Genomic DNA, 20,726 nt, shown 5'->3' with positions numbered 1-20,726 from the left:
ATATAGTAGAGTGCTTTTATTTGTAATGATATCTGCAAGATGCAACTAATATTGCATTGTCATTTACTGTATATACTAATCTATGTTCTTGGTTAATTCGTCTACTGTAATACCCAGAAAAATTGCCAACTAACTTTTCTGGTTTACCTATACCATCTAATGCGCCCTCTCTAGAGATACTTTTTAATAACTGATTAATCCTTTTAACCATCTTTCTATCTTTTGTCTGAAAATATTCATAATCATCAAATGCTTGTGGCGAAAAGGTAATGTTCAATTTAGCCACTTATATCAAGATATCCTTAGTTTTTACATTACCACGTTCTAGGTTTTCAATAGATTCTGATAAATGTTTCGCATTGGCAGGGTTTTGTTGCAAGTATAGTGTTTCCATTATTTCGTTATAATTATCTTCTGACATTATAACTGCATTACGATCTTTTGTTGTAATTGTTATCGTATCGCTATCATCATTAACTTTATTAATCATATCTTTAAAGTTTTCACGTACATATGAATAAGATTTAACAGTCATATTAAATGCCTCCTTACAGTTGTTAAATATTTATTATCTTAATTGTACAAGAAATTGTACGATAAAACAAGTTTTTAACTTATAGCATCGCTACAACAAATAGCGAAAATATGCACTTCCGATAAGTTGAATTACGTAACAATAATTCTATGATATTAAATTTACAAGCTCTTGGTATCTCAGAAGAGAAATCCATTTTGAAACATTTGTAATCATCACTCTTCTTATTTAACATAGAAGTTATATAATATAAAAACAAAGGTGGGGGAATATGAAAGTCTTAATAGTGTATGCACACCCAGAACCCAAGTCCTTTAATGGCGCTCTTAAGGATAAAGCATTAGATGTATTAAAAAATCAGGGACACGAAGTTAAAGTATCAGATCTATACGCTATGGATTTTAACCCTGTAGCAAATAAGAATGACTTTACAGAGTTGAGTGATAATGATTTTTTTAAATACGCTAAAGAACAAAAATATGCTTATGAAAACGAAAAGTTAAATCAAACGATAAAAAGTGAATTCGAAAAATTGTTGTGGTCAGACTTTATAATCTTTCAATTTCCACTATGGTGGTTCAGCGTTCCAGCAATTTTAAAAGGATGGTTTGACAAAATATTACTATTTGGTGGCGTATATGGTGGAAATTACGATAGATATGATAAAGCAAGATTAACTAATAAAATCGCAATGCTATCTACTACAACGGGGTCACCAGAAGGTAGTTACGCCCCTAAAGGGTTTTCAGGAGATATTCACAAGCAAATATTATTTCATATTAATCATGGAATGTTATATTTTACTGGTATGAAACCACTAGAACCTTTTATAGCTTATACAGTAAGTCATAGCGAGGAAGAAAGAAAAAATTATTTAATAAAACTCGAAAATAAACTTAAAAATATCGATGACATCAAAAGAATAAACTATCACAAATTAGATGAATTTAATGAAAATGGACAATTAGATTAACTGTTTTATTATTGACGTACAAAAACTTACTCTGGAAGAAATTGCTAAACAAACAGGTGTAAGTCGATCCACTGTTTATAGAATACTAAAATAATATATTTTCTATAATTAAAACCTCACAATTATAAATAATGCAATTTCCTTAGCTAATGCTTCCTTCTCTGTAGTACTATTACTATCAACTAACTGTAATGCGCCTTCATGAATCATTTGTGCAAAAATAGGGACAAACATTTCTTTTTCATTATCTGCGTAAACGTCTTTCAAACTTTTTGCTAAAACAATATTCAACTCGGTTAATATTTTTTCTCTCATTTGAGGTAGTGCTAACCCAGCATAGCTACTTCGGCATTCAATATTAGGTTCTTGATAAAAATCATGAACTGCTAAAATGAGTTGGCTTATATTTTCTTGATTAAAAGTCACAGTATCTGAAATATAGTTCTCAATAGAAACTGTAGCAAAATCTTCCATAATATAGTCTATTAGTTCATATTTATCTTTAAAGTGCGCACAAAAGGAGCTCTGTTTACTTGAGCTCCTTTTGTGATATCTGCTATTGTTATTTTCTCAAAATCTTTTTTATTAACCAAACTAAAAAAGGCGTTAATTAGTGATTTCTTTGTATGTGTCGTTCTCAAATTTTTTACTTTTTCTGCCATTTGAATCATCTCCTCAACAATTTAAGGTTCTTGTTGCTATAGCAACATTTAAGCATGGTTTGTTGATTGTTATATTATTTTATTAACTGTATATTTTAGTTAAAGCAACATTTTGTTGTTTTAACATATCATAGACAAGGAGCTACTTAAAATGAAAACGATTGTTATTGTAGGAGCAGGTACTGGTTTAGGGCTATCTCTAGCTAAAAAATTTGGTGCTGAAGGATTTAGAGTAGCAGCTATTTCTCGAAATGCTGAGAAATTAAAAGTTATTCAAGAAGACCTGAGTAACTTAAACATTGAGGCAAAGACTTTTATAGCAGATATCACAGACTTGGAATTATTAAAACAATCTATCCAAACAATTAAAGTTGAGTTTGGTTCGATTGATATCATAGAGTTTAGCCCTTACGCAAAAGAAGATAAATTTACAAATATATTAGAAACTACGCCAGAGAGTGTATCAGAAATGTTAAAAACTTATCTATTCCCATCAATCCAGTTAGTTAACGAAATTTTACCAGATATGATAAATAAAGGCAGTGGATCAATTCTATTTACAACAGGTGTATCTACAATATTCCCTTTACCTTTTGCTGGAAATGCTGGAATTATAGGAGCTGGATTGCGTAATTATGCTGAAAATCTCTACAATGAAATGGAAGAAAAAGGTATATTTATCAGACACCTTTCAATAGGAACAGTAATAGAATCTGGAACAATGGGTGATCCAGATTCTATTGCGAAGGCCTGGTATAATTTATACAACAAAAAAGGAAAGTTTGAAGAAACATTCCCACAAGACCTTAAACAATCTGATATGTTCTAATTAGTGTAACGCACTTAATTGATAAAGTATTATTAGTATATTAATCAAATGATTTTGCATTCCTCTACACTATGGTGTTATAATATGACTAACAAATATTAGACTCATGAATCACCGAACCCCCAATCTACAGTCATAGATTGGGGGTTCTTTTAATAGTGAGGCTCTGTCGCCTTACTTATTGCGATTGTTTAGCCAAAACGTGAAAATCGCAATCATACACCCTGATATGATGGGTGCAATTATGCTAACAAATATTAAACTCATGACTTCACCTCCTTCCGCCGAAAATACCGCCGGAAGTTAAGGCGACTCCACTATTATACCATCTGTATCTTTTGAATCATATGCACTTCCGATAAGTTAAATTATGTAACAATTAAGTATAATGCCTTTTTCGTTGCTAATTTTATAAAGTAATAAGATTAACCGTATTCAACAAAAAATAGAGTGTACAAAAAACGACCCATTTCCTGTACACTCTACACTTAGGCTATTGTTAACTAACATAATAAGAAAAATATGCCAAATGCGATGAAAACTATTTAATTTAAATAAAGATATAAGTTTGTAAATTGCTCTTCTTCATTATATTTATCTACAATATCAAAAATATTTTTATCGCTTATCTCAATTTGGTCTTCTTTCAATTCTTCAACAATATTAGTAACACTAAAATCACTAACATCGCCTTTGATTTTATTATCGTAATGCGTTAGTACACTGAATATTTTAACTTTTTGTGATTCGTTATAATTATAATTTCCAAAAATGTTTTCCATAATTTATCACTTCCTAATTATAGATTTTGACTACTAGGACGAATTATAAATTCATTTACAGATGATTCCTCGGGTTCATTAATGGCGTAATTAATAGCTCTAGCAATAGCATCTGGTTTAATTGCATCTTTATATACTTCATCTATACCTTGTTTCATTTCTTTATCGCTAATATGGTCTGTTAACTCAGTATCAATAGCACCTGGAGAAAGGATTGTTGTTCTAATATTTGAACCCACCGAAGCTTCTTCTTGTCTTAATCCTTCAGTTATCGCTCTTACTGCATATTTAGTACCACTATAAACAGCGCTACCTGGGAAAACAACATGGCCTGCTACAGAAGCTAAATTGATAATATGACCTGCTTTTTGTTCTCTCATATAAGGCAATACTGCACCGATACCGTATAGTACACCTTTAATATTAACATCAATCATTTGGTTCCATTCATCTTGCTTATTCTTTTCTAAAAAAGATTGAGGCATAAGACCAGCATTATTAATTAAAACATCTACACGTCCAAAATCATTATACGCTGTTTCAATTAATGCATTTACTTCATCTGGCTTCGTTACATCAGTTTTTTGAATGCTTACATTATCACCTATTTTTTGTTGTATTTTTTCTAATCGATCTACGCGTCTTGCTCCTAAAACAAGCTTAGCCCCATTTTCAGATAGCAAACTTACTGTTTCCTCGCCAATGCCACTAGACGCACCAGTTATCACGACTACTTTATCTTTTACATTATTCATTATTTTGCCTCCTTGGTTAATACAATTATATATTTCACTATATTATCGTGATTAAAACATCGTTGATATTCTCATACTAATTTCGACATATATTCGGAATGATAGATTCTACAACAAAATAGATTGTTTTAAATTTTCATTTTAGTAACCAACTAAGTCTTTATCCAATAAAGATATAAGACCATCTTAATGCTCCAAAGTATTGTTACATTTAAAATCTACAAGTATTTTTTGATATTTTTTATATTCTAAATTTATAATTAATATCATGTATAATATACATGATATTATTATAAACAATTGTGTTTAAATGAAGAATTGTAAAAGAAATCTAATAAATATTAATTTTTCAATCAAAATAAAATATCTTATAATTAATTATTATTGATATATAAATGTTTATAAATATATATAAGGGTATATAAAGATATATAGTCACTTAAACTATTTTAGGTGTAATTAGTACATCTAAAATAGTTTTTATTTTACATCGGAGGTTTTGAGAATATGAGTACTGTTTATGCAATGGCTTTAGATTTTGGAAATGGATTTGTAAAAGGAAGAATAAATAATGAAAATTTTATAGTTCCTTCACGTGTTGGATTAAAGTCTAGCACTACTCGTCAGTTAGAGGGATTTATCAATAGTGACTTAGACGTCAGTGAATTTATAATAAATAATAATACAGATGAAATATTATTATTTGGCAAAGATTTAGATAAAACTACAAATACAGGTAAAGACACAGCCTCAACAAACAAACGTTATATTTATAAATCATTCGAGGATTTAGTTAATTGTTCAATTGGATTATTGGCAAGAGAAGTGCCAGAAAAAGAAATAGACGTTGTTATCTCAACAGGTATGCCAAGTAATGAAATTGGTTCTAAAAATCAAGCACAGTTTGAAGAGATACTTAGGAGAAATCGTTCTATAGAAATTGATGGTATAACTAAAATAGTAAACGTACAAGATATTAAAATTATCGCACAACCCATGGGTACATTATTAGATTTACATATGGAAAACGGTAAAGTGTTCAAATCTTTCACTGAAGGTAAATATAGTGTATTAGATTTTGGTAGTGGTACAACTATTATCGACACATATCAAAACTTAAAACGTGTTGAAGAAGAAAGTTTTGTTATTAACAAAGGTATGATTGATTTTTATAAACGTATAGCTACTCATGTTAGTAAAGAGGCAGGTGGTGATGCTATCACACCTAGAATGATTGAAAAAGGTATGGAGTATAAACAATGTAAAGTAAATTCAAGATTAACGATAGACTTCACTGATTATTTCTACAAAGAACAGGACGAATTAATACAAGAAGTAATGAGTAACTTTGAAACAGTTATTGGAAATATTAACTCAATAGATAGAATAATAGTTACAGGTGGCGGCGCAAATGTTCATTTTAATTCATTAAGCCATTATTACCCAGATGTCTTTGAAAGCGTCGAGGATAGTCAACTTAGCAATGTACGTGGTTATGAGAAGTTGGGGGAATTATTAAAAGCACAAGTCGAACAAAACTTTACCGAGTTTGAGCAAACAAGAAACTAATCATCTCCTAAAAATTAAAAAAAAAGATTATCCCCAAATCTTCGAATTTTTAGAAGGTGTGCCTAAAGGGACGAAAACAGCACATATTAGAGAAGCATTACTTAGATATATTGAGGAATTGGGTGCTCCCCCTATTCCATCAAACATAAACAAGAAAAATACTTTTGCTGAAAGTTCAGATTTTAAACCCGTTAAAAAAAGATACCAAGAACAAATGAAACAAGAGGATATTAAAAGAAGAGAAGAAATTCAAACAGCAATAAAGCAAGAAGGGCTTAAACAACACCGAACAAAAAAAGAAGAACAAGATGAAATGGTAGACATCAATATAAATCAAATTTAGTCTAAAATGGTGATATCATATCTACCAAGAGAGCTCCTCTAATGAAAGGGCTCTCTTTTTACTTATATAAATTTTTAAGTAGGTATAGTGATAATTTATGACGTCGCAATAATTGGAGCACAAAAACTACCAAGCTACAATACATCCAGTTATCACAGGTTCAATAACCGTTACGAATAGAAATTAAAATTTCAGGGAGGTTATAATATGTTCGCGAAAGTTAATGGCACACGTATTTACTTTGATGTGGAAGGAAGAGAACAAGTCTATGACGGAGAAGTATGGAGGAAGAAGCCTGTTTGCTTTATCCTTCATGGAGGACCTGGAGGTGAACATACAATATTTCAATCATTGCTTACACCATTGTCCAAATATATGCAATTGGTTTATATTGATCAGCGCGGGTGTGGTCAATCTGACCGAGGCCCGTCATCGTCATATACAGTGGAAAATAATGTCGAAGATTTGGAAGCACTTCGAGTATATTTAGGGCTGGAAAGTGTTATCTTATTTGGTCATTCTTATGGAGGGATGCTTGCTCAAAGTTATGCGCTCCGATACCCTGACAGCGTGTCCGGTCTTCTCCTTATCGCTACAACACCAAGCCATCACTTTATGAAACTAGCACAACAGAAATTAGAGGAAAACGGAACGAAGGAGCAGAAAAAGTATGCCAAGCTATTGTTTGAGGGAGCTATTAGTACCGAACAAGAAATGGCGGAATATTGGGTTGTTATGGATTCGCTTTATTCTTATGTATCAAGAGGCAAAGTAAAAACAGAAAAAGAAAAGAAAGAAATTGTAAAAAAAATGTCGGCTTTTAATTGGTCAGTGGCAAATGCAGGATGGGAATTTATGACAACATTCGATTTCGTTGATCAATTAAGTGAAATTGCATGTCCTACATTAGTTGTGGGAGGCCGCTACGATTTGGTTTGCCCAGTAGAAGGTTCTGTGCTTATGGCAGAAAAAATTCCTGATAGTGAATTAGTAATCTTTGAAAAAAGCAGTCATAACATATTTGTTGATGAGTGTGAAAAGTTCAACACTGAAGTTTCCTCATTTGTTCGTAGAAGATTTGAGGAGTGACTACTTGATTTTTCATTTCCTGCCCCTATGGTGTTATAATTTATTTAATGAAAAGTAGCTCCATTGGAACATCGAACCCCTCACTACTGAGAATAGTGAGGGGTTCTTTTTGGTGTGACTATGTCGACTTATTATTTATTACAGTTGTTTAGCCAAAACCTAAGAATTGTTTATTGCATTATTAAAAATTAGTACAATCTCTCATATACTACAGTAATGTAAACTAATTTAATTTGTTGCAATATCTTTACTCGTTTTAATAATAAACAAAACAAGTAAAGTCAGACAAACAGAACCAACTAGTGTCGGAATTATAAAGAACATGCCCGCTGAATTTGGCAATGCATTGCCTGAAGAATTTAACATTGTTACACCAATGAATGCACCAATTATCGCTGAAAGTGTACTAATAATAAGGTTGGTAATTTTATTGTTAGTTAACCAGATTGAAAATGCCACGCCAACGATTACACCTATTACTATTGCAATAATAAAATCCATCAAACCCCTCCAGTAATGTTTCAAACTGCGTATAGTATTTATTTAAATATGCGTTAATATTAAGTAATTCCTAACGTTGATAGAAAAACATAATAAATATCCTACTTACAAACTCAAATAACCTCTAAAGAAGTATATTAAACACGTAAAATTAAAATTTTGACTTAAGCAAAAGCTTATTTGCCGATTTAAATAATAAGAAAACGACCCATACCCCGAATACGACTTGCTCAAAAAACAAAGAAGTTAAATCATTCGAATAAGTAATTGTTTTACGTATAGCCTTTCACATTTACAAATATTTATGATTTATACCTATAAATACAGGGGATAAAATAAGTGTATATCAAATAACGAGGAGGGGTTTGTATGTCAAGATACGTTTTTCAATCGCCAAGTAGATATGTACAAGGAAAAGGAGAAATAAAAAGTTTAGCTAATGAGGTTAATAAATTAGGTGACTCGCCCTTGATTATTTCAGATAGTTTAGTTTGGTCACTAACAAATAAAGACATAAATGAAAGTTTTAAATCTAACGAGATTAGTTACAAATACGAAGAATTTAATGGAGAAGCCTCTGAAAATGAAATAGCAAGGCTTAGCCAAATAGCTAAAGATAATAATATAAATGTAATTGTTGGCGTTGGAGGAGGAAAGACGTTAGATACAGCAAAAGCAATTTCTGATGATCTTAATTCTCCCGTTATTATTGTCCCAACAACTGCTTCTACAGATGCACCTACGAGTGCTTTATCAGTTATCTATTCAGATGAAGGTGTTTTTACTGGTTACAGATTTTACTATAAAAACCCAAATGTAGTATTAGCAGATTCACAAATTATAGTCCAAGCACCAGTCAAATTGTTTGCGGCGGGCATGAGCGATGCTTTAGCTACTTTAGTAGAAGTTAAAGCAACTTTAAACCGTAGAGGGAAAACTATGGTAGATGGAAAACCAACATTAGCTTCTTTAGCCATTGCTGAAAAAGCAGAAGAAACAATATTTAAATATGGTAAAAGCGCCTATTTTGCTGCGGCACAAGGTATTGTAACACCTCAAGTGGAGTCTATTATCGAGGCAAACACTTTACTCTCAGGACTTGGTTTTGAAAATGGTGGCCTTGCTGCAGCCCATGCAATACACAATGGGTTTACAGCTTTATCAGGAGATATCCATAAACTTGGACACGGCGAAAAAGTGGCGTATGGGACTCTCGTTCAAATGGTTTTAGAAAATAGACCTTATGAAGAAATTAAAAAATATATTGATTTTTATAAATTCTTAGAAATGCCAACAAATTTAAATAATATGCATTTACACGACGTTTCTTTTGAGGATTTAGTAAAAGTGGGAGAATTAGCAAAAGATCCTAATGACACTTTCTCTAATTTAAGTGACGAATTCACTGCTGAAGACGTAGCGCAAGCTATACTAGCAGTGAATGAATTAAGTGGAGGCAAAGCTAAGTAAATTGCTCTTTATTTAGACTACGTATATATTTATTCTTATTTTGCATTTCTCTCCACTATGATGTTATAATTTAGATAACAAATATGTGTTGAACATGGTAAACACCGAGCCCGATAACTACTGGAATAGTTATCGGGCTCTTTTTGGTGTTATTACTATGTCGTCGCTTAATTATTTATCACGATTATTCAACCAATATGAAAACAACGTGATTATAACCCCCACTATAATAGGAGCTACTATAGATACAAATATGATGCTGAACATGGTGTCACCTCCTTCCATGCTAAACCAGCACAGAAGTAGAACGACGACTTCCCTATTATACCATCTGTTAATCTGCAAGCATATGCACTTCAGATAAGTTAAATTATGTAGAATAAAATAAGTTATTAATTAGAACTACTAAGAATAATCACGCAAAATTCCTAAAGTCTTTTCGGATGTCTATAAAATACAACATAAAGGCAATTATGTATAAAAAATTACTAACACAATATGACAAATTTATAATCAAAAAAGTGCATTATAGTAGCTAGTTAATTAATTTGTCCAATTGCCCTTTTGATTTTGTTTATAGGCATAACAATGCCGCTAAGGTAGATCTTGGCGGCGGTGTTATGCTTAATTATCAATTAAACTGTTACTACACCTATTAGAATAGCAATTATCAACAGAATAATCGCAAATCCCCAAATCCAGAAAAATGCATATTTAATATAAGTACCCATATTCGCTTCTGCTAATCCAATAGCTAACCACAAGGCTGGAGAAAATGGACTTACAAATGTACCAATAATATTACCTATAACCATAGAATAGGCAGTTGAAATAGCGGGCACGCCAAATTGACTTGCTGTTTGTTCAACTATAGGTAAGACTGCAAAATAATAAGCATCTGTACTTGTGAGTAAATCAAGTGGCACACCAAAAATGCCAACAATAATATGTAAATAAGGGCCTACTGCGTTAGGAATAATATGAATAAAGTTAACTGCAATAGCTTCTAACATACCCGTTTCATTCAATACTCCTAAGAACATACCTGCTGCTATAATCACAGCAGCCATCATTAATGCATTTGGTGCATGTGCTTTCAAACGACTCATTTGTTCATCTACATTAGGAAAATTAATAACTAATGCGATTGCTACACCAATCATAAAAGCAAATTCTGGAGGTGCGATGTTTGCTAACATTACTACGATAATTGCAATTGTAAGCAAAGCGTTAACCCAATTCATCCAAGGCTTATTAATAGCTACACCACGTACCGGAAATTTTATATCTTGGTCACGCTCATAATTTTCAACTATCTTATTTATATCTAAGTGTTGTGTATCAGCTACTTCACCTTTATTAATAGCTTGATTAATATGTACTTTTTCTCTAAAACCTAAAAATACTGCGAAAAGTAACACCAGAATAAATCCTGTGATTTGTATAGGAATGATACCATACCATAATTCATTAACATTTTTAACACCTAAAACCGATGCAGTACGTGCCATTGGCCCTCCCCAAGGCACCATATTCATAATTGCAGCACTTAAAGCAAGTAATAATAATAGTAAATAACGGTTCATGTTAAGTGCTTTATATAAAGGTAATAAAGCAGGAATAGAAAGTAAGAAAGTCGTAGCTCCAGCACCATCAAGTTGAGCAAAAGTGCCTATTAATGCGGTTACAATACAAACAACAATTACATTACCTCGTGTTAACAAAATTAATTTCTTTACGAGAGGTTTAAATAAACCACTATCACTCATAATACCAAAGAAAATAATAGCAAAAATAAACATAATAACGACATTTATCACTTGATCCAAACCACTATTGAAAAACTCAACTAAATCTCCAATACTATACCCTAATACTAATGCCCCAACACTAGGTATTAAAATCATACCTACCACTGGACTAATACGTTTTGCAATTAACAAACCTACAATAGATATGATAATTATCAATCCAACAATTGTTAACCAAATACTATCTTGTTGCATAAAATCCCCCCTTAAATTTTAAAAGCGCTTACATTTAAATGTGAGCGCTTTATATCAACATAATAATATTTGTTGTTCATTGTAACAGAGAATTAGAATAATTACACAATTAACTATATTTTTATACAAGTAACTAATATTATTTTTCTCTTCCAACTTTTAAATTAGTAATTGCATCCCTAATATCTGATTTTAATTTTTCATCGCTCTTATAGCCACTTAAATTGATATATTCTGCATCATTTTGCACATACTGTAAGAAGTCTTTAAATGTATTCACATAACCTGCATACTGATAATATTGCTCTTCTAAGCTATCAAAATCCTCTCTTGTAACTTCATATTCACCATGGCCTGCCATGAGTTTCATTTTGAGGTCTTGATTTTCTTTTTCAAGTTCATTAATGCGTTCGTCTGTAGGATAAACAACCGTAGGTTTAATTCGATTACCTAATGCAGTCAGTCGTGTATATGCGGTCGGATTGAGGTCTCTAATTTCCGCAAGTTGCTTCACTTTTTCATACTCTGATTCGGTTAAATTAATATTGATTGTTTTCGCTTTTTTATGATTTTTATCTGGCATTTACGCTCACATTTTTGAGCGTATGGACTAAGCAAATACTCAGTAGTATTTGCTATTTTTTCACAGAAAAAATCACAGGGGGGCTTGGGGGATTTATCCACCAACAAGCAGGGTATCTAGGCACGAAGTGGCTAGCATTCCCATTGCTTGCCAAACCTCTAAAACGATGTGAGGAAGATTGTATTATGTTATAATACAATCAACGGAACAACGTGTCTTTCGTTAGAAAGCGAGGTGGGATTATGAGCGAACGTAAAACAATGACTGAAGGGAACGAAGCTGTCGGGAAAAACCAAAACCCCGACCGCAAGGAGCCGAAACAAATTAGTTTTCGTGTGAGCGAATCCGAATATTCAAAGTTACAGGCATCGGCTGAAACTTTGAATATGAGTGTGCCTTTGTTTGTTAAAAACAAGGCACAAGGGGCTCGATTAGTGGCGCCCAAATTAGACAAAGTCACGCGCCAATCGATGGCCAAAGATATGGGTAAGTTGGGCAGCAACTTAAACCAAATCGCTAAAGCTTTAAATACGTATGGCGAACGCGCAAATATCGAATTGATGCAACAAGATATCGCCATCATGCGTAAGGAGTTGAATCACATATGGCAACAACTAAAATAAGTTCTACCAAATCAACATCACGGGCTATTAACTATGCCGAAAAACGGGCGAAAGAAAAAAGTGGTTTAAATTGTGATGTCGAATACGCAAAAAGTGCGTTTAAAGCTTCTCGCGAAGTTTATGGTAAAACAGATGGCAATCAAGGCCATGTGATCATTCAGTCCTTTAAACCAGGTGAAGTCACGCCTAAAAAATGTAATGCACTCGGTTTAGAACTAGCCGAAAAAATGGCACCCGACCATCAAGTGGCCATCCATACACATAGCGATACGGATCATATTCACAATCATATCGTTATCAATGCTGTAAATTTAGAAACAGGCAAGAAATTTAATAACGATAAACAAGCTTTACGTGACCTACGTAAAGCTAACGACGAAGTTTGTTTAAACCATGATTTATCCATTCCAGAACCTACGTCAGAATTGCGTTATACCCAAGCTGAACAAAATATCATAGATAAAGGCAAATCATCATGGAAAAACGATATTCGACTTGCGATTGATGAAATACAGGCGACAGATATGGAAAGCTTCAAGGATCAATTACGTCCAAAAGGCATTACGGTTGAACGTGTAACCGATAAAACCATTACATATAGACATATTGAAGCAGATAAAAAAGTACGTGGCAGTAAATTAGGCGATATTTATGACAAAGGAGGCATTATCCATGGCTTTGGAGCCGAGAAACAACGCAGAAATTCTGAAAGAACTCCAAAAAATCAACCAACACATAGACAACCTGGAACAACACTTAACTGGTCCACTTTCGACCAATCAACCCAAGCCCTATTCAATGAACGAAAACGTCGTGAACGAGCTGAAAGAGCAGAACGCGAAGATCGGGAACAGGATGATCGAGCTCGAGCAGCGAGAGCAAAACAGATCGAATCAGAACCAAAAATTAGTAAGCGAACTAAAGGCTTCGACCTCGAACTTTAAAAACTACTTAGATAAAACAGAAACAAAAGTGATTAAAATTTCCAATCAAATGTTATCGAAAATTGATACAAAACATATGACTGAGGATGTCGCAAAGGCGTTTAGACAAGAAAAAGATGGGATGTATGAGGATCTCAAAGGGATTCGAATGGCCAACCGAGAACATCATGAAGCATTGAATAACAGTTTAAAAGAAAATCAAAAGTTGAATAGCACTTTTAAATCAAGTATCAAAAGTATGACGCATGGTATCGGCGCCCTATACTTCGTTATTTTATTAATGGCCTTAGTTTCCATTGTGACCGGTCCGATTGGACACGTCTTAGGCATTGATAGCATGTACAGTGCATTGCATCATACGATTACACATACACAATCAGTATGGGGCTACTTATGGTATATAGCTTATATCGTCCCTTATATACTCTTTGTTTTAATTTTATTGGGTTGTTTAAGTCTTTTAAGATTATTCGAGGATTAAAATAAAAACTACTGTTAGCAATTAATGCTAACAGTAGTAATTGTGAAATAAAGCGTTAAGCCGAGGTGGCTATTATATTAATACCTTTAATTTATTTAAATAAACAAATTAAGATAATAAATAGTGCATTAAATGGTAATAACCATATTGTTTAAATGTCTTTTTATTTTGGTTTTTAACAATGGGGACGGCTACAACAATACTTTGATAATCTGTATAAATATAAAAAACCTTCACTTATGAAGGTATATGAAAACTTGTCAAACTGACAATGTAGAAACATTTTATAAATCACAATGGATTGAAAGAGGCCTAAACGCTTATTTAACAGCGTTTAGGCCTCTCGTTTTAGTTAACATAGTTTAACCTTATAGGTAGTAGGTTTGTATAAATATTAAAAGACACACAGACTGAAATGACGGGGTTTTTGTCTTTTAGTTTAGTTAATCTAATTAAATTATATGCTGATAATTCTTATTTATTTTCGAAATATTCTAATAAAGAATTTACGGTATCTTTTTTTAGAACATTTCGAATTTTTATGTTTTATCTCATTCGCTAATAGTGAGTCTATACTTATTTCATAATAATTAGCAATATCAATTAAATTAAATAGATCAGGATAACTTTTGTTATTTTCCCATTTGTTAACAGATTGTATTGATACTTGGATATCATTTGCAAACTTTTCTTGTGTTATTTTATGTTCAGCTCTAACATCTTTTAATTTTTTACTAAAATGCATTTTATTCCAGCCTTCCTAACTGATTTTTTTAACTTAAACATATTTATAAGTGACTTAAACATATTTATAGTAACAATATCTATGTAATATGCTTAAAATTTAGGAAAGCTTATAAAGGAGGTTTAACTTTTATTATGAAAAAACAAATTATATCTGTATTGGCTGCATCAGTTATTTTGACTCCAGTAGTTTCTTCTGTTCAAAATTCAACTGGCTTTAATACCAATACGGCTGAAGCCAAAAGTAGTGGCTTTAAATATTTCACTACTACTACTGGTTCTACGGCTGCGAGTGATTTTGCAAGTAAAGGTATTGTTTATGCTACTGCAGGCGCTTTAGGTTATGCTACAGGCGGTGTTTCAGGTGGTACAGTTGCTGGTTTGATATCTGGTGGATCAGGTGAAATTGCTTCCAGCCTTAAAACTGTTTACGTTACAGATAAGCAATATATAAATAGCGTAGGACAAATTAAACATAATGCTACAATGTATAAAGACAAAGCCAAAAAGAAAAAAATTGGGACTGTAAAATTTATAACATCCACTACTTATGATGGGTCAGGACCAAAACAATAAAATATAATTTTTGAACAACACATAGGAGCTTTCAGGTTAGAATAAAGACTTTTATGTGTTGTTTTATTTTTAAAAATAATTATTGTTAATAGTTATTATTAAAATAGTACATAAAACAATGTAAAGTATTGTACTTAAAGTTAAATGTTTTTTATCTATTTTCATTTCTTTTTTAGTTTTCTTGCTATTTTTAATTCTAATAAGACCATACCCAATTTGAATACTTAGGCAAATTAAAACTAAAATAACAACTGCAAGTATTGAAAGTATAATTCCCATGGATTTATATTCTCCTCTTCAACTATATTTTGACGTATTTGTAACTATATTTTATTTATTCTATTTTAGCAACCACATTTTGGGTTGCTGCACTAGGTCTTTGTTTTGATTTTAAATTACATGAGTGGCTAGCAATTAGCTACTCATTTTTTGCTTTAGAAAAAATATAAAGGACTTGGGATATAATCCCAACAAGCATTATACGTAGTCACGAAGTGGCTAGCGATTTTTCTGTTGGGGAAAACCAAAAACAAATTAGCTTTCGTATGAGTGTGCCTAATTCCGTTAAGAAAAAGGCACATGGGAGTCGATTAGTAGCGCCCAAATTGGATAAATCGACATTATAGTATTGAAATAAAAGAAAAAAGCCAACCCAGATAAAATGGATTAGCTTTTTTCTTTTATATACCTTTATTTGGATTTTACAGGGGAATTTTAAAGAATTAAGGGTTGTTTATATAGATTTATACCTAAAGCTTATATACGTTCTTAAAATGCAAATATGAGCCAAATAAACATATCTTAATTTCACAACCATTTTTTGATCCAAAGTAGTGTCGATTTTTTAAGCCACTCTCATTTATGTACCTAATTCTTTATTGCACTTGAACTTTAACAAAGGATTGAGTATATAAATAATGCCTCTTAGTATTCACTTCTCAAAAGACCATAGATTAATATATCTCTGTACGCATCTTGCACTAATTTATCTTTTCTCAAAACGCCCTCTTGTTTCATGCCTACCTTTTCTAGCACAATCCTGGCAGCTATATTGCTTGAATCAATGGATGCCCATATTCGATTGAGTTTCAGTACTTTAAAGGCATATTTGATGATTGTTTTTGCTATATCCGTCGCAATGCCGTGACCCCAACAATTTGGGTGGACAATAAAGTTAATTTTAGCACTTTGATTTGCTTCATCTATGGCTAATTGTATCGTCCCTATCACTTTATCTGTATCAGGATCCACGAGGACATTGTAAATCCAATTTGAATCTTTCTCTAAAACCACATTAATGAATTGCTGAGTCTCTTCATAACTTTGAGGACCCCAAGTTTGATATTGAGTCACTTCTGGTAAAGCATATAATTCATTTAAGTGATCTATATCTGTATCTTTTAAATCTCTAGAATAGAACTCCATACGTGCCCTCCTAAAAAATTTTAATCCGATGTAACCCTTTATTTACTAGCTATCTATGATATAAAGGGCGTTTCTCTTAATTTAAATGTGAACCCACACCACATTTATTGATTAAAGATATTATGCTGTTTCATGTTTTGACGTCGCATATAAAGCGCATGTGTTTCTTCGAATTCAGCTTTAATGGATTGCATTAAATACCCTTGCATAGCTTCAACGGTTTCATTCTTTTGTAGCAGCATCGCTTTGAAACGTTTCAATACACTTACAATTTCAAACTCAACATCTTCTAAACGGTAATAGGTATCATGTGCATTATTAAATGATTTTTTTCCTTTGAGTAACACACTTTTAATAATACGGATTTCTCTAATTTCAAATTTACTTAAATAGTCTTGAAGTTGTTGCGGCAATTCTTCGAGAACTTGGAACTTAAGCGCATCATTATTAAATTCGGTTTGTTGATGATTTGTATGATCCGAATGATTATTTTTTATTGGATTGTTGTATGTATCATTCAAGTCATTCGTATCATTATTCTCAGTCTCTATATAATCAGTATTACTTAAGTCAGTATCATTAGTGTATTCTTTTGATATGTCATGATGTATCAAATTAATATTTCTTGATGTATCATTATCATATTTCTGGACGTATGAATTTGATACGTCCGTGTTATTACGATGTTCTATATCGTTTTCTTGTTGTGAAATATAATATACATCAGCTTCTGTTACTTCTGGTTTTTTAATATATAATTTATTAGGTTTATTTAAACCTACTCTTATTTGATTAAATAAATCAGCTTGAGTTAATTCTTTTTTTATTTTAGACAGCTTATTTGGACTACTAATATTTAAAATAGATTTAAGCTTTTCGTTGGTATAAATAAAAAAAATATCTCCATTTTTATCTACCCAATTATTTCTTATGGATAAATCTAAACGATCTCTTAGTATTGACCAAGTTATTTTTGCATCATTAGACAATTTAGTATATTTAGGATTCGTAAAAAATACTTTAGGTAATTGATAAAATTTCTCTTTTTGGATTTCTTTAATATTAAAGTTGGACATACAAAAACCTCTTTCATATTTAAATTTCTAAAAGAGGTAATAAAAAAGCTATAAGTAAGTTTATATGTATTCGACTTGCACTAATAATTCTTAGTATATATAATAAGAATATAACAACTATATAAACAAACAAATCACTTGTTTTATTACCGAAGAAACCTGACTATTCCCGTAGTTGGGTTTCTTTTATATATATTTATATTAACACTTTTAAAAGTTTTGTTAAATTGTTTATATACATTTGGGTGTATGCATTTTCAAAGAAGGATAAAACTTCGTATAATGTCTTTAAATTGTTATGTCGTATAACACCGTATAAACACTTATACAGCAAGTATAAAGAGCGTATAACACCTATATAACTAGTTTAAAAGCTTATACATATAACGCTATATACCTATACGTATAATGAATTATATGGACTTGTAATAACAAGTATAATGGCTATATAATGGTATGAACGTTATGTACATAACTATATGGAGGCCGTTATATGAAGAGTATGAAGGGAATTGCCGATGAATTAAACGTAACAAAAATGACTGTTTATAATAATGCTAAAAAAGCAAATGTAAAATTTCAAAAAATCGATAACGTAAATTACTTATCCAGTGAAGATGAAATTATAGTAGTAAACCGAATAAGAAAAAATCAAAATAAGAATGATGATTTTGAAAATGAAAAGAAAGAAGAAGCTAAACCTAATAATGATAACCTGGTGAAAGATGAGACAATAAAACAATTATATAACCAGGTAGATATATATAAAGAACAATCAAATAGAGATAAAGAGCAAATAAATACACTTAATAGACTTTTAGAGAATCAGCAAGTATTAGCATTAGAGAGTAATAAGAAGATTCAAAAATTAGAGAATCAATTAGAGGAAGAGAGACGCCTTAATTATTCCTTTGATACATCGACTAACGATAGACAAAACGTTGATGCACAAGAAGCAACGTATACTACTGATTCTGTGAATATTAATCAACACCAGGAAGAAGACAAAGAAGCAGAGATTCAACATAAGGATATATCTGAGAGTCAAAGTGATGAAAGTACACAAGATGAAGAAGCACAAAAAGAAGATGTTCTATCTAATCCAAATGACAATGATAGTGATATAGAAGAAAAGAGTGAAGAAACGCAACCTAAAAAAGGCTTCTGGAGTCGTTTATTTGGTGGCTAATTATATTATAATAATTGTTTGAAAAGACTATATTTATTAAAAAAGCGCTACAAGTTAAGGAACTTGCAGCGCTTTTATTTCTATCATCGGAACTTCTTATAATCATCGATTATATAAAGAATGTGTACTATCTCTTTAACATTTAAAAACTGATATACTACTTAATATAAAAATCAAGAGAGGTGTTTCATGTGAAGAACCAACTAGCATTAATAAAAAAAATAGCAATTATTTCTTTTTTATTAACGGGTAGTTTGCATTCATTAGCAACATTTTATTGGTCTTTTGGAGGTGAATTAGGTTTATTAACTGTTGGAAATTGGACAATAAGCTTAAAGCAAACTTATGATAACAAGTTTTTATTAATACTATTTCTTTTAGGTATTTTCAAGATTTCATCTACCTGGATACCTTTAATACTCAATTACAAAAATAATAAATTTATAAATACAATTTCTTATATAGGTGCAACAATTTTAGTTATACATGGAGGAATAAACACAATAAGTGGATGGTTGAAACTTTTAGGCATTATACCAATTGAGTTTAAATTAAGTCTAATAGGTCAAGCATTTGTTTGGGACCCAATGTTTCTTATATGGGGAACTGGGTTAATTGTTTTTTTAAGACTTAAAGATAAAATTTGAAAAAGTAAGCGATACTAAAAAATGTTGAATAATTGGGAAATTATATTTATAAAACAGATATTAAAAAAGGCTCTTTTATCAAATAGAAGTGCTTATTTTATAATACAGTTGACTTAAATAGCCTTTTATAATACATTTGTATTATAAAAACGGAGGATATTTATGCCAAAAACTACGGATCATGAAAAACGAAAAGAACAAATTGCCAATGCAACCTTAGTTACCATTAGTGAAGTGGGAATAGAAAATACAACTATCCGAAAGATCTCTCAAAAAACTAATTTATCTTTGGGTACTGTTCAGTATTATTTTTCAACTCAAAATGAACTTTATATTTATTCTATGAAACTTATTAACAAAAAAATGGAAACTAGGATAAATTCTAAAATAGATAGTGGTATGTCAATGAAAGAAATAGCAGTGACTGTTTTGAAAAACCTAATACCTCATAATCATAAATATCAATTTATTGAAGGAGAGGCTTGGCTTTCATTTTCATTGATGGCTTTAAAAAACAATAGTTTGAAAGAGTTAAGTAACGAGATGTATACAATTTTAAATGATGTATTGATAAACATATTATCAATGTTAGAAAAAGAAGGGCTCTTAGATGGTAATTTTGATCTTAGGCAAGAAGCAACAAAATTGCACGCTTTTATTGATGGAATGATTATAGAAACACTCATATATCCGAATTTATTAAAAGAGAATGATATTGAATTAATGATAAGAGACTATTTAAATATGATTATTAAATTCAATTATAAAATAGAGAAGTAGAAAGGCGAAAGTTGGTGTGAAATGTCATTAATAGCAAGGATATTACGCAGACTTGGCAGGAAAGATTTGAACTAGACGAAGGCAATCCTGATGAAATTTTAAAACTGCGTTTAATTAGTGATGGTCTTTGGTTTTCTATAATGT

Annotated in this window: 27 protein-coding genes and 2 pseudogenes; 15 read left to right on the top strand and 14 right to left on the bottom strand. The window is 31.4% G+C overall.

The features are described 5' to 3' along the window. Nucleotides 1-16 precede the first annotated feature (16 nt). Both ACA31_RS00350 and ACA31_RS00345 read right to left on the bottom strand, forming a co-directional pair. On the bottom strand, nt 17-286 hold the full coding sequence (locus tag ACA31_RS00350) for a Txe/YoeB family addiction module toxin (protein WP_002508598.1): 270 nt from the start codon (nt 284-286) through the stop codon (nt 17-19). Continuing rightward, nucleotides 287-535 (bottom strand): type II toxin-antitoxin system Phd/YefM family antitoxin, encoded by a 249-nt coding sequence (locus ACA31_RS00345; protein WP_002508597.1) that lies wholly within the window; start codon nt 533-535, stop codon nt 287-289. It abuts the gene before it with no gap. Between the two features lie 271 nt (nt 536-806). On the opposite strand from ACA31_RS00345, the gene ACA31_RS00340 reads away from it, so the two are divergent. Beyond that, on the top strand, nt 807-1,508 hold the full coding sequence (locus ACA31_RS00340) for an NAD(P)H-dependent oxidoreductase (protein WP_057511408.1): 702 nt from the start codon (nt 807-809) through the stop codon (nt 1,506-1,508). Between the two features lie 4 nt (nt 1,509-1,512). Continuing rightward, nucleotides 1,513-1,602 (top strand): annotated as a pseudogene (locus ACA31_RS12960) (helix-turn-helix domain-containing protein); the annotation flags it as partial. Between the two features lie 14 nt (nt 1,603-1,616). Here ACA31_RS12960 and ACA31_RS00335 read toward each other — a convergent pair. Both ACA31_RS00335 and ACA31_RS13435 read right to left on the bottom strand, forming a co-directional pair. After that, a complete protein-coding gene (locus ACA31_RS00335) occupies nt 1,617-1,982 on the bottom strand; it encodes a hypothetical protein (protein ID WP_253721340.1) in 366 nt (121 codons plus the stop codon). A gap of 11 nt (nt 1,983-1,993) precedes the next feature. Then, complete coding sequence (locus ACA31_RS13435) at nt 1,994-2,170, bottom strand: hypothetical protein (protein ID WP_253721339.1); 177 nt, start codon at nt 2,168-2,170, stop codon at nt 1,994-1,996. Nucleotides 2,171-2,321: 151 nt separating this feature from the next. Here ACA31_RS13435 and ACA31_RS00330 point away from each other — a divergent pair, with 151 nt between their 5' ends. Then, the gene (locus ACA31_RS00330; RefSeq protein WP_057511407.1) at nt 2,322-2,999 is read left to right on the top strand and encodes an SDR family NAD(P)-dependent oxidoreductase; all 678 of its coding nucleotides are present in this window, start codon (nt 2,322-2,324) and stop codon (nt 2,997-2,999) included. A 174-nt stretch (nt 3,000-3,173) separates the two neighbouring features. Here the strand turns inward: ACA31_RS00330 and ACA31_RS13170 are convergent, their stop codons facing one another. From ACA31_RS13170 to ACA31_RS00320, 3 genes are all read right to left on the bottom strand, one after another. Beyond that, complete coding sequence (locus tag ACA31_RS13170; protein WP_156393372.1) at nt 3,174-3,266, bottom strand: type I toxin-antitoxin system Fst family toxin; 93 nt, start codon at nt 3,264-3,266, stop codon at nt 3,174-3,176. A 278-nt stretch (nt 3,267-3,544) separates the two neighbouring features. After that, a complete protein-coding gene (locus ACA31_RS00325) occupies nt 3,545-3,781 on the bottom strand; it encodes a hypothetical protein (RefSeq protein WP_057511406.1) in 237 nt (78 codons plus the stop codon). Nucleotides 3,782-3,798: 17 nt separating this feature from the next. Beyond that, nucleotides 3,799-4,536, bottom strand: coding sequence for an SDR family oxidoreductase (locus tag ACA31_RS00320; RefSeq protein WP_057511405.1), 738 nt, complete (start codon nt 4,534-4,536; stop codon nt 3,799-3,801). Nucleotides 4,537-5,043: 507 nt separating this feature from the next. On the opposite strand from ACA31_RS00320, the gene ACA31_RS00315 reads away from it, so the two are divergent. From ACA31_RS00315 to ACA31_RS00305, 3 genes are all read left to right on the top strand, one after another. Continuing rightward, nucleotides 5,044-6,105 (top strand): parM protein, encoded by a 1,062-nt coding sequence (locus ACA31_RS00315; protein ID WP_057511404.1) that lies wholly within the window; start codon nt 5,044-5,046, stop codon nt 6,103-6,105. Then, the gene (locus ACA31_RS00310; protein WP_057511403.1) at nt 6,086-6,448 is read left to right on the top strand and encodes a hypothetical protein; all 363 of its coding nucleotides are present in this window, start codon (nt 6,086-6,088) and stop codon (nt 6,446-6,448) included. Before ACA31_RS00315 ends, ACA31_RS00310 begins: the two co-directional genes overlap by 20 nt. Nucleotides 6,449-6,655: 207 nt before the next feature. After that, on the top strand, nt 6,656-7,537 hold the full coding sequence (locus ACA31_RS00305) for an alpha/beta fold hydrolase (RefSeq protein WP_057511402.1): 882 nt from the start codon (nt 6,656-6,658) through the stop codon (nt 7,535-7,537). 228 nt (nt 7,538-7,765) lie between these two features. Here the strand turns inward: ACA31_RS00305 and ACA31_RS00300 are convergent, their stop codons facing one another. Beyond that, nucleotides 7,766-8,038: a hypothetical protein gene (locus ACA31_RS00300; RefSeq protein WP_057511401.1), complete on the bottom strand. Its 273-nt coding sequence runs from the start codon at nt 8,036-8,038 to the stop codon at nt 7,766-7,768. Nucleotides 8,039-8,407: 369 nt separating this feature from the next. Between ACA31_RS00300 and ACA31_RS00295 the strand changes: the two genes are divergently transcribed. Further along, a complete protein-coding gene (locus ACA31_RS00295) occupies nt 8,408-9,508 on the top strand; it encodes a glycerol dehydrogenase (protein ID WP_057511400.1) in 1,101 nt (366 codons plus the stop codon). A 171-nt stretch (nt 9,509-9,679) separates the two neighbouring features. Here ACA31_RS00295 and ACA31_RS12955 read toward each other — a convergent pair whose 3' ends face one another. The 3 genes from ACA31_RS12955 to ACA31_RS00285 all read right to left on the bottom strand — a co-directional run bounded on the left by ACA31_RS12955 (nt 9,680) and on the right by ACA31_RS00285 (nt 12,097). Continuing rightward, nucleotides 9,680-9,775 (bottom strand): type I toxin-antitoxin system Fst family toxin, encoded by a 96-nt coding sequence (locus ACA31_RS12955; protein ID WP_021340007.1) that lies wholly within the window; start codon nt 9,773-9,775, stop codon nt 9,680-9,682. A gap of 368 nt (nt 9,776-10,143) precedes the next feature. Then, nucleotides 10,144-11,514 carry a CitMHS family transporter gene (locus ACA31_RS00290; protein ID WP_057511399.1) on the bottom strand — a complete coding sequence of 457 codons (1,371 nt, stop codon included), beginning with the start codon at nt 11,512-11,514 and terminating at the stop codon, nt 10,144-10,146. Nucleotides 11,515-11,653: 139 nt separating this feature from the next. Then, nucleotides 11,654-12,097: a plasmid mobilization protein gene (locus ACA31_RS00285; protein ID WP_057511398.1), complete on the bottom strand. Its 444-nt coding sequence runs from the start codon at nt 12,095-12,097 to the stop codon at nt 11,654-11,656. A gap of 242 nt (nt 12,098-12,339) precedes the next feature. Between ACA31_RS00285 and ACA31_RS00280 the strand changes: the two genes are divergently transcribed. Genes ACA31_RS00280 through ACA31_RS00270 form a run of 3 tightly spaced genes read left to right on the top strand, consistent with a single transcriptional unit; the run spans nt 12,340 to nt 14,145 of the window. Beyond that, complete coding sequence (locus tag ACA31_RS00280) at nt 12,340-12,720, top strand: plasmid mobilization protein (RefSeq protein WP_057511397.1); 381 nt, start codon at nt 12,340-12,342, stop codon at nt 12,718-12,720. Next, nucleotides 12,702-13,664: a relaxase/mobilization nuclease domain-containing protein gene (locus tag ACA31_RS00275; protein ID WP_057511396.1), complete on the top strand. Its 963-nt coding sequence runs from the start codon at nt 12,702-12,704 to the stop codon at nt 13,662-13,664. The genes ACA31_RS00280 and ACA31_RS00275 overlap by 19 nt, the downstream gene beginning before the upstream one ends. Before the next feature lie 49 nt (nt 13,665-13,713). Continuing rightward, nucleotides 13,714-14,145, top strand: coding sequence for a DUF334 domain-containing protein (locus tag ACA31_RS00270; RefSeq protein WP_057511395.1), 432 nt, complete (start codon nt 13,714-13,716; stop codon nt 14,143-14,145). Between the two features lie 478 nt (nt 14,146-14,623). Here the strand turns inward: ACA31_RS00270 and ACA31_RS13575 are convergent, their stop codons facing one another. After that, nucleotides 14,624-14,890, bottom strand: coding sequence for a helix-turn-helix domain-containing protein (locus ACA31_RS13575; RefSeq protein WP_057511394.1), 267 nt, complete (start codon nt 14,888-14,890; stop codon nt 14,624-14,626). A 134-nt stretch (nt 14,891-15,024) separates the two neighbouring features. On the opposite strand from ACA31_RS13575, the gene ACA31_RS00260 reads away from it, so the two are divergent. Beyond that, nucleotides 15,025-15,465 (top strand): hypothetical protein, encoded by a 441-nt coding sequence (locus tag ACA31_RS00260; RefSeq protein WP_057511393.1) that lies wholly within the window; start codon nt 15,025-15,027, stop codon nt 15,463-15,465. A gap of 479 nt (nt 15,466-15,944) precedes the next feature. Next, nucleotides 15,945-16,085 (top strand): annotated as a pseudogene (locus ACA31_RS13430) (plasmid mobilization protein); the annotation flags it as partial. 304 nt (nt 16,086-16,389) lie between these two features. On the opposite strand, the gene ACA31_RS00250 reads toward ACA31_RS13430, so the two are convergent. Continuing rightward, nucleotides 16,390-16,890, bottom strand: coding sequence for a GNAT family N-acetyltransferase (locus ACA31_RS00250; protein ID WP_057511391.1), 501 nt, complete (start codon nt 16,888-16,890; stop codon nt 16,390-16,392). A 104-nt stretch (nt 16,891-16,994) separates the two neighbouring features. Continuing rightward, nucleotides 16,995-17,966, bottom strand: a complete 972-nt coding sequence (locus ACA31_RS00245) for a replication initiator protein A (RefSeq protein ID WP_057511390.1) — start codon at nt 17,964-17,966, stop codon at nt 16,995-16,997. Nucleotides 17,967-18,459: 493 nt separating this feature from the next. Here ACA31_RS00245 and ACA31_RS00240 point away from each other — a divergent pair, with 493 nt between their 5' ends. The 3 genes from ACA31_RS00240 to ACA31_RS00230 all read left to right on the top strand — a co-directional run bounded on the left by ACA31_RS00240 (nt 18,460) and on the right by ACA31_RS00230 (nt 20,582). Beyond that, on the top strand, nt 18,460-19,155 hold the full coding sequence (locus tag ACA31_RS00240; protein WP_057511389.1) for a DUF536 domain-containing protein: 696 nt from the start codon (nt 18,460-18,462) through the stop codon (nt 19,153-19,155). Between the two features lie 191 nt (nt 19,156-19,346). Further along, nucleotides 19,347-19,802, top strand: coding sequence for a DUF3995 domain-containing protein (locus ACA31_RS00235; RefSeq protein ID WP_057511388.1), 456 nt, complete (start codon nt 19,347-19,349; stop codon nt 19,800-19,802). Nucleotides 19,803-19,964: 162 nt separating this feature from the next. Beyond that, nucleotides 19,965-20,582 carry a TetR/AcrR family transcriptional regulator gene (locus tag ACA31_RS00230; RefSeq protein ID WP_057511387.1) on the top strand — a complete coding sequence of 206 codons (618 nt, stop codon included), beginning with the start codon at nt 19,965-19,967 and terminating at the stop codon, nt 20,580-20,582. The last annotated feature ends 144 nt before the right edge of the window (nt 20,583-20,726 follow it).

Origin of the sequence: Staphylococcus sp. NAM3COL9 (assembly GCF_001431205.1) — a bacterium.
In the GTDB taxonomy this organism is placed as follows: domain Bacteria; phylum Bacillota; class Bacilli; order Staphylococcales; family Staphylococcaceae; genus Staphylococcus.
The sequence above is the reverse complement of the archived record's forward strand: the minus strand, read 5'-3'. Positions and strand labels throughout refer to the sequence as shown.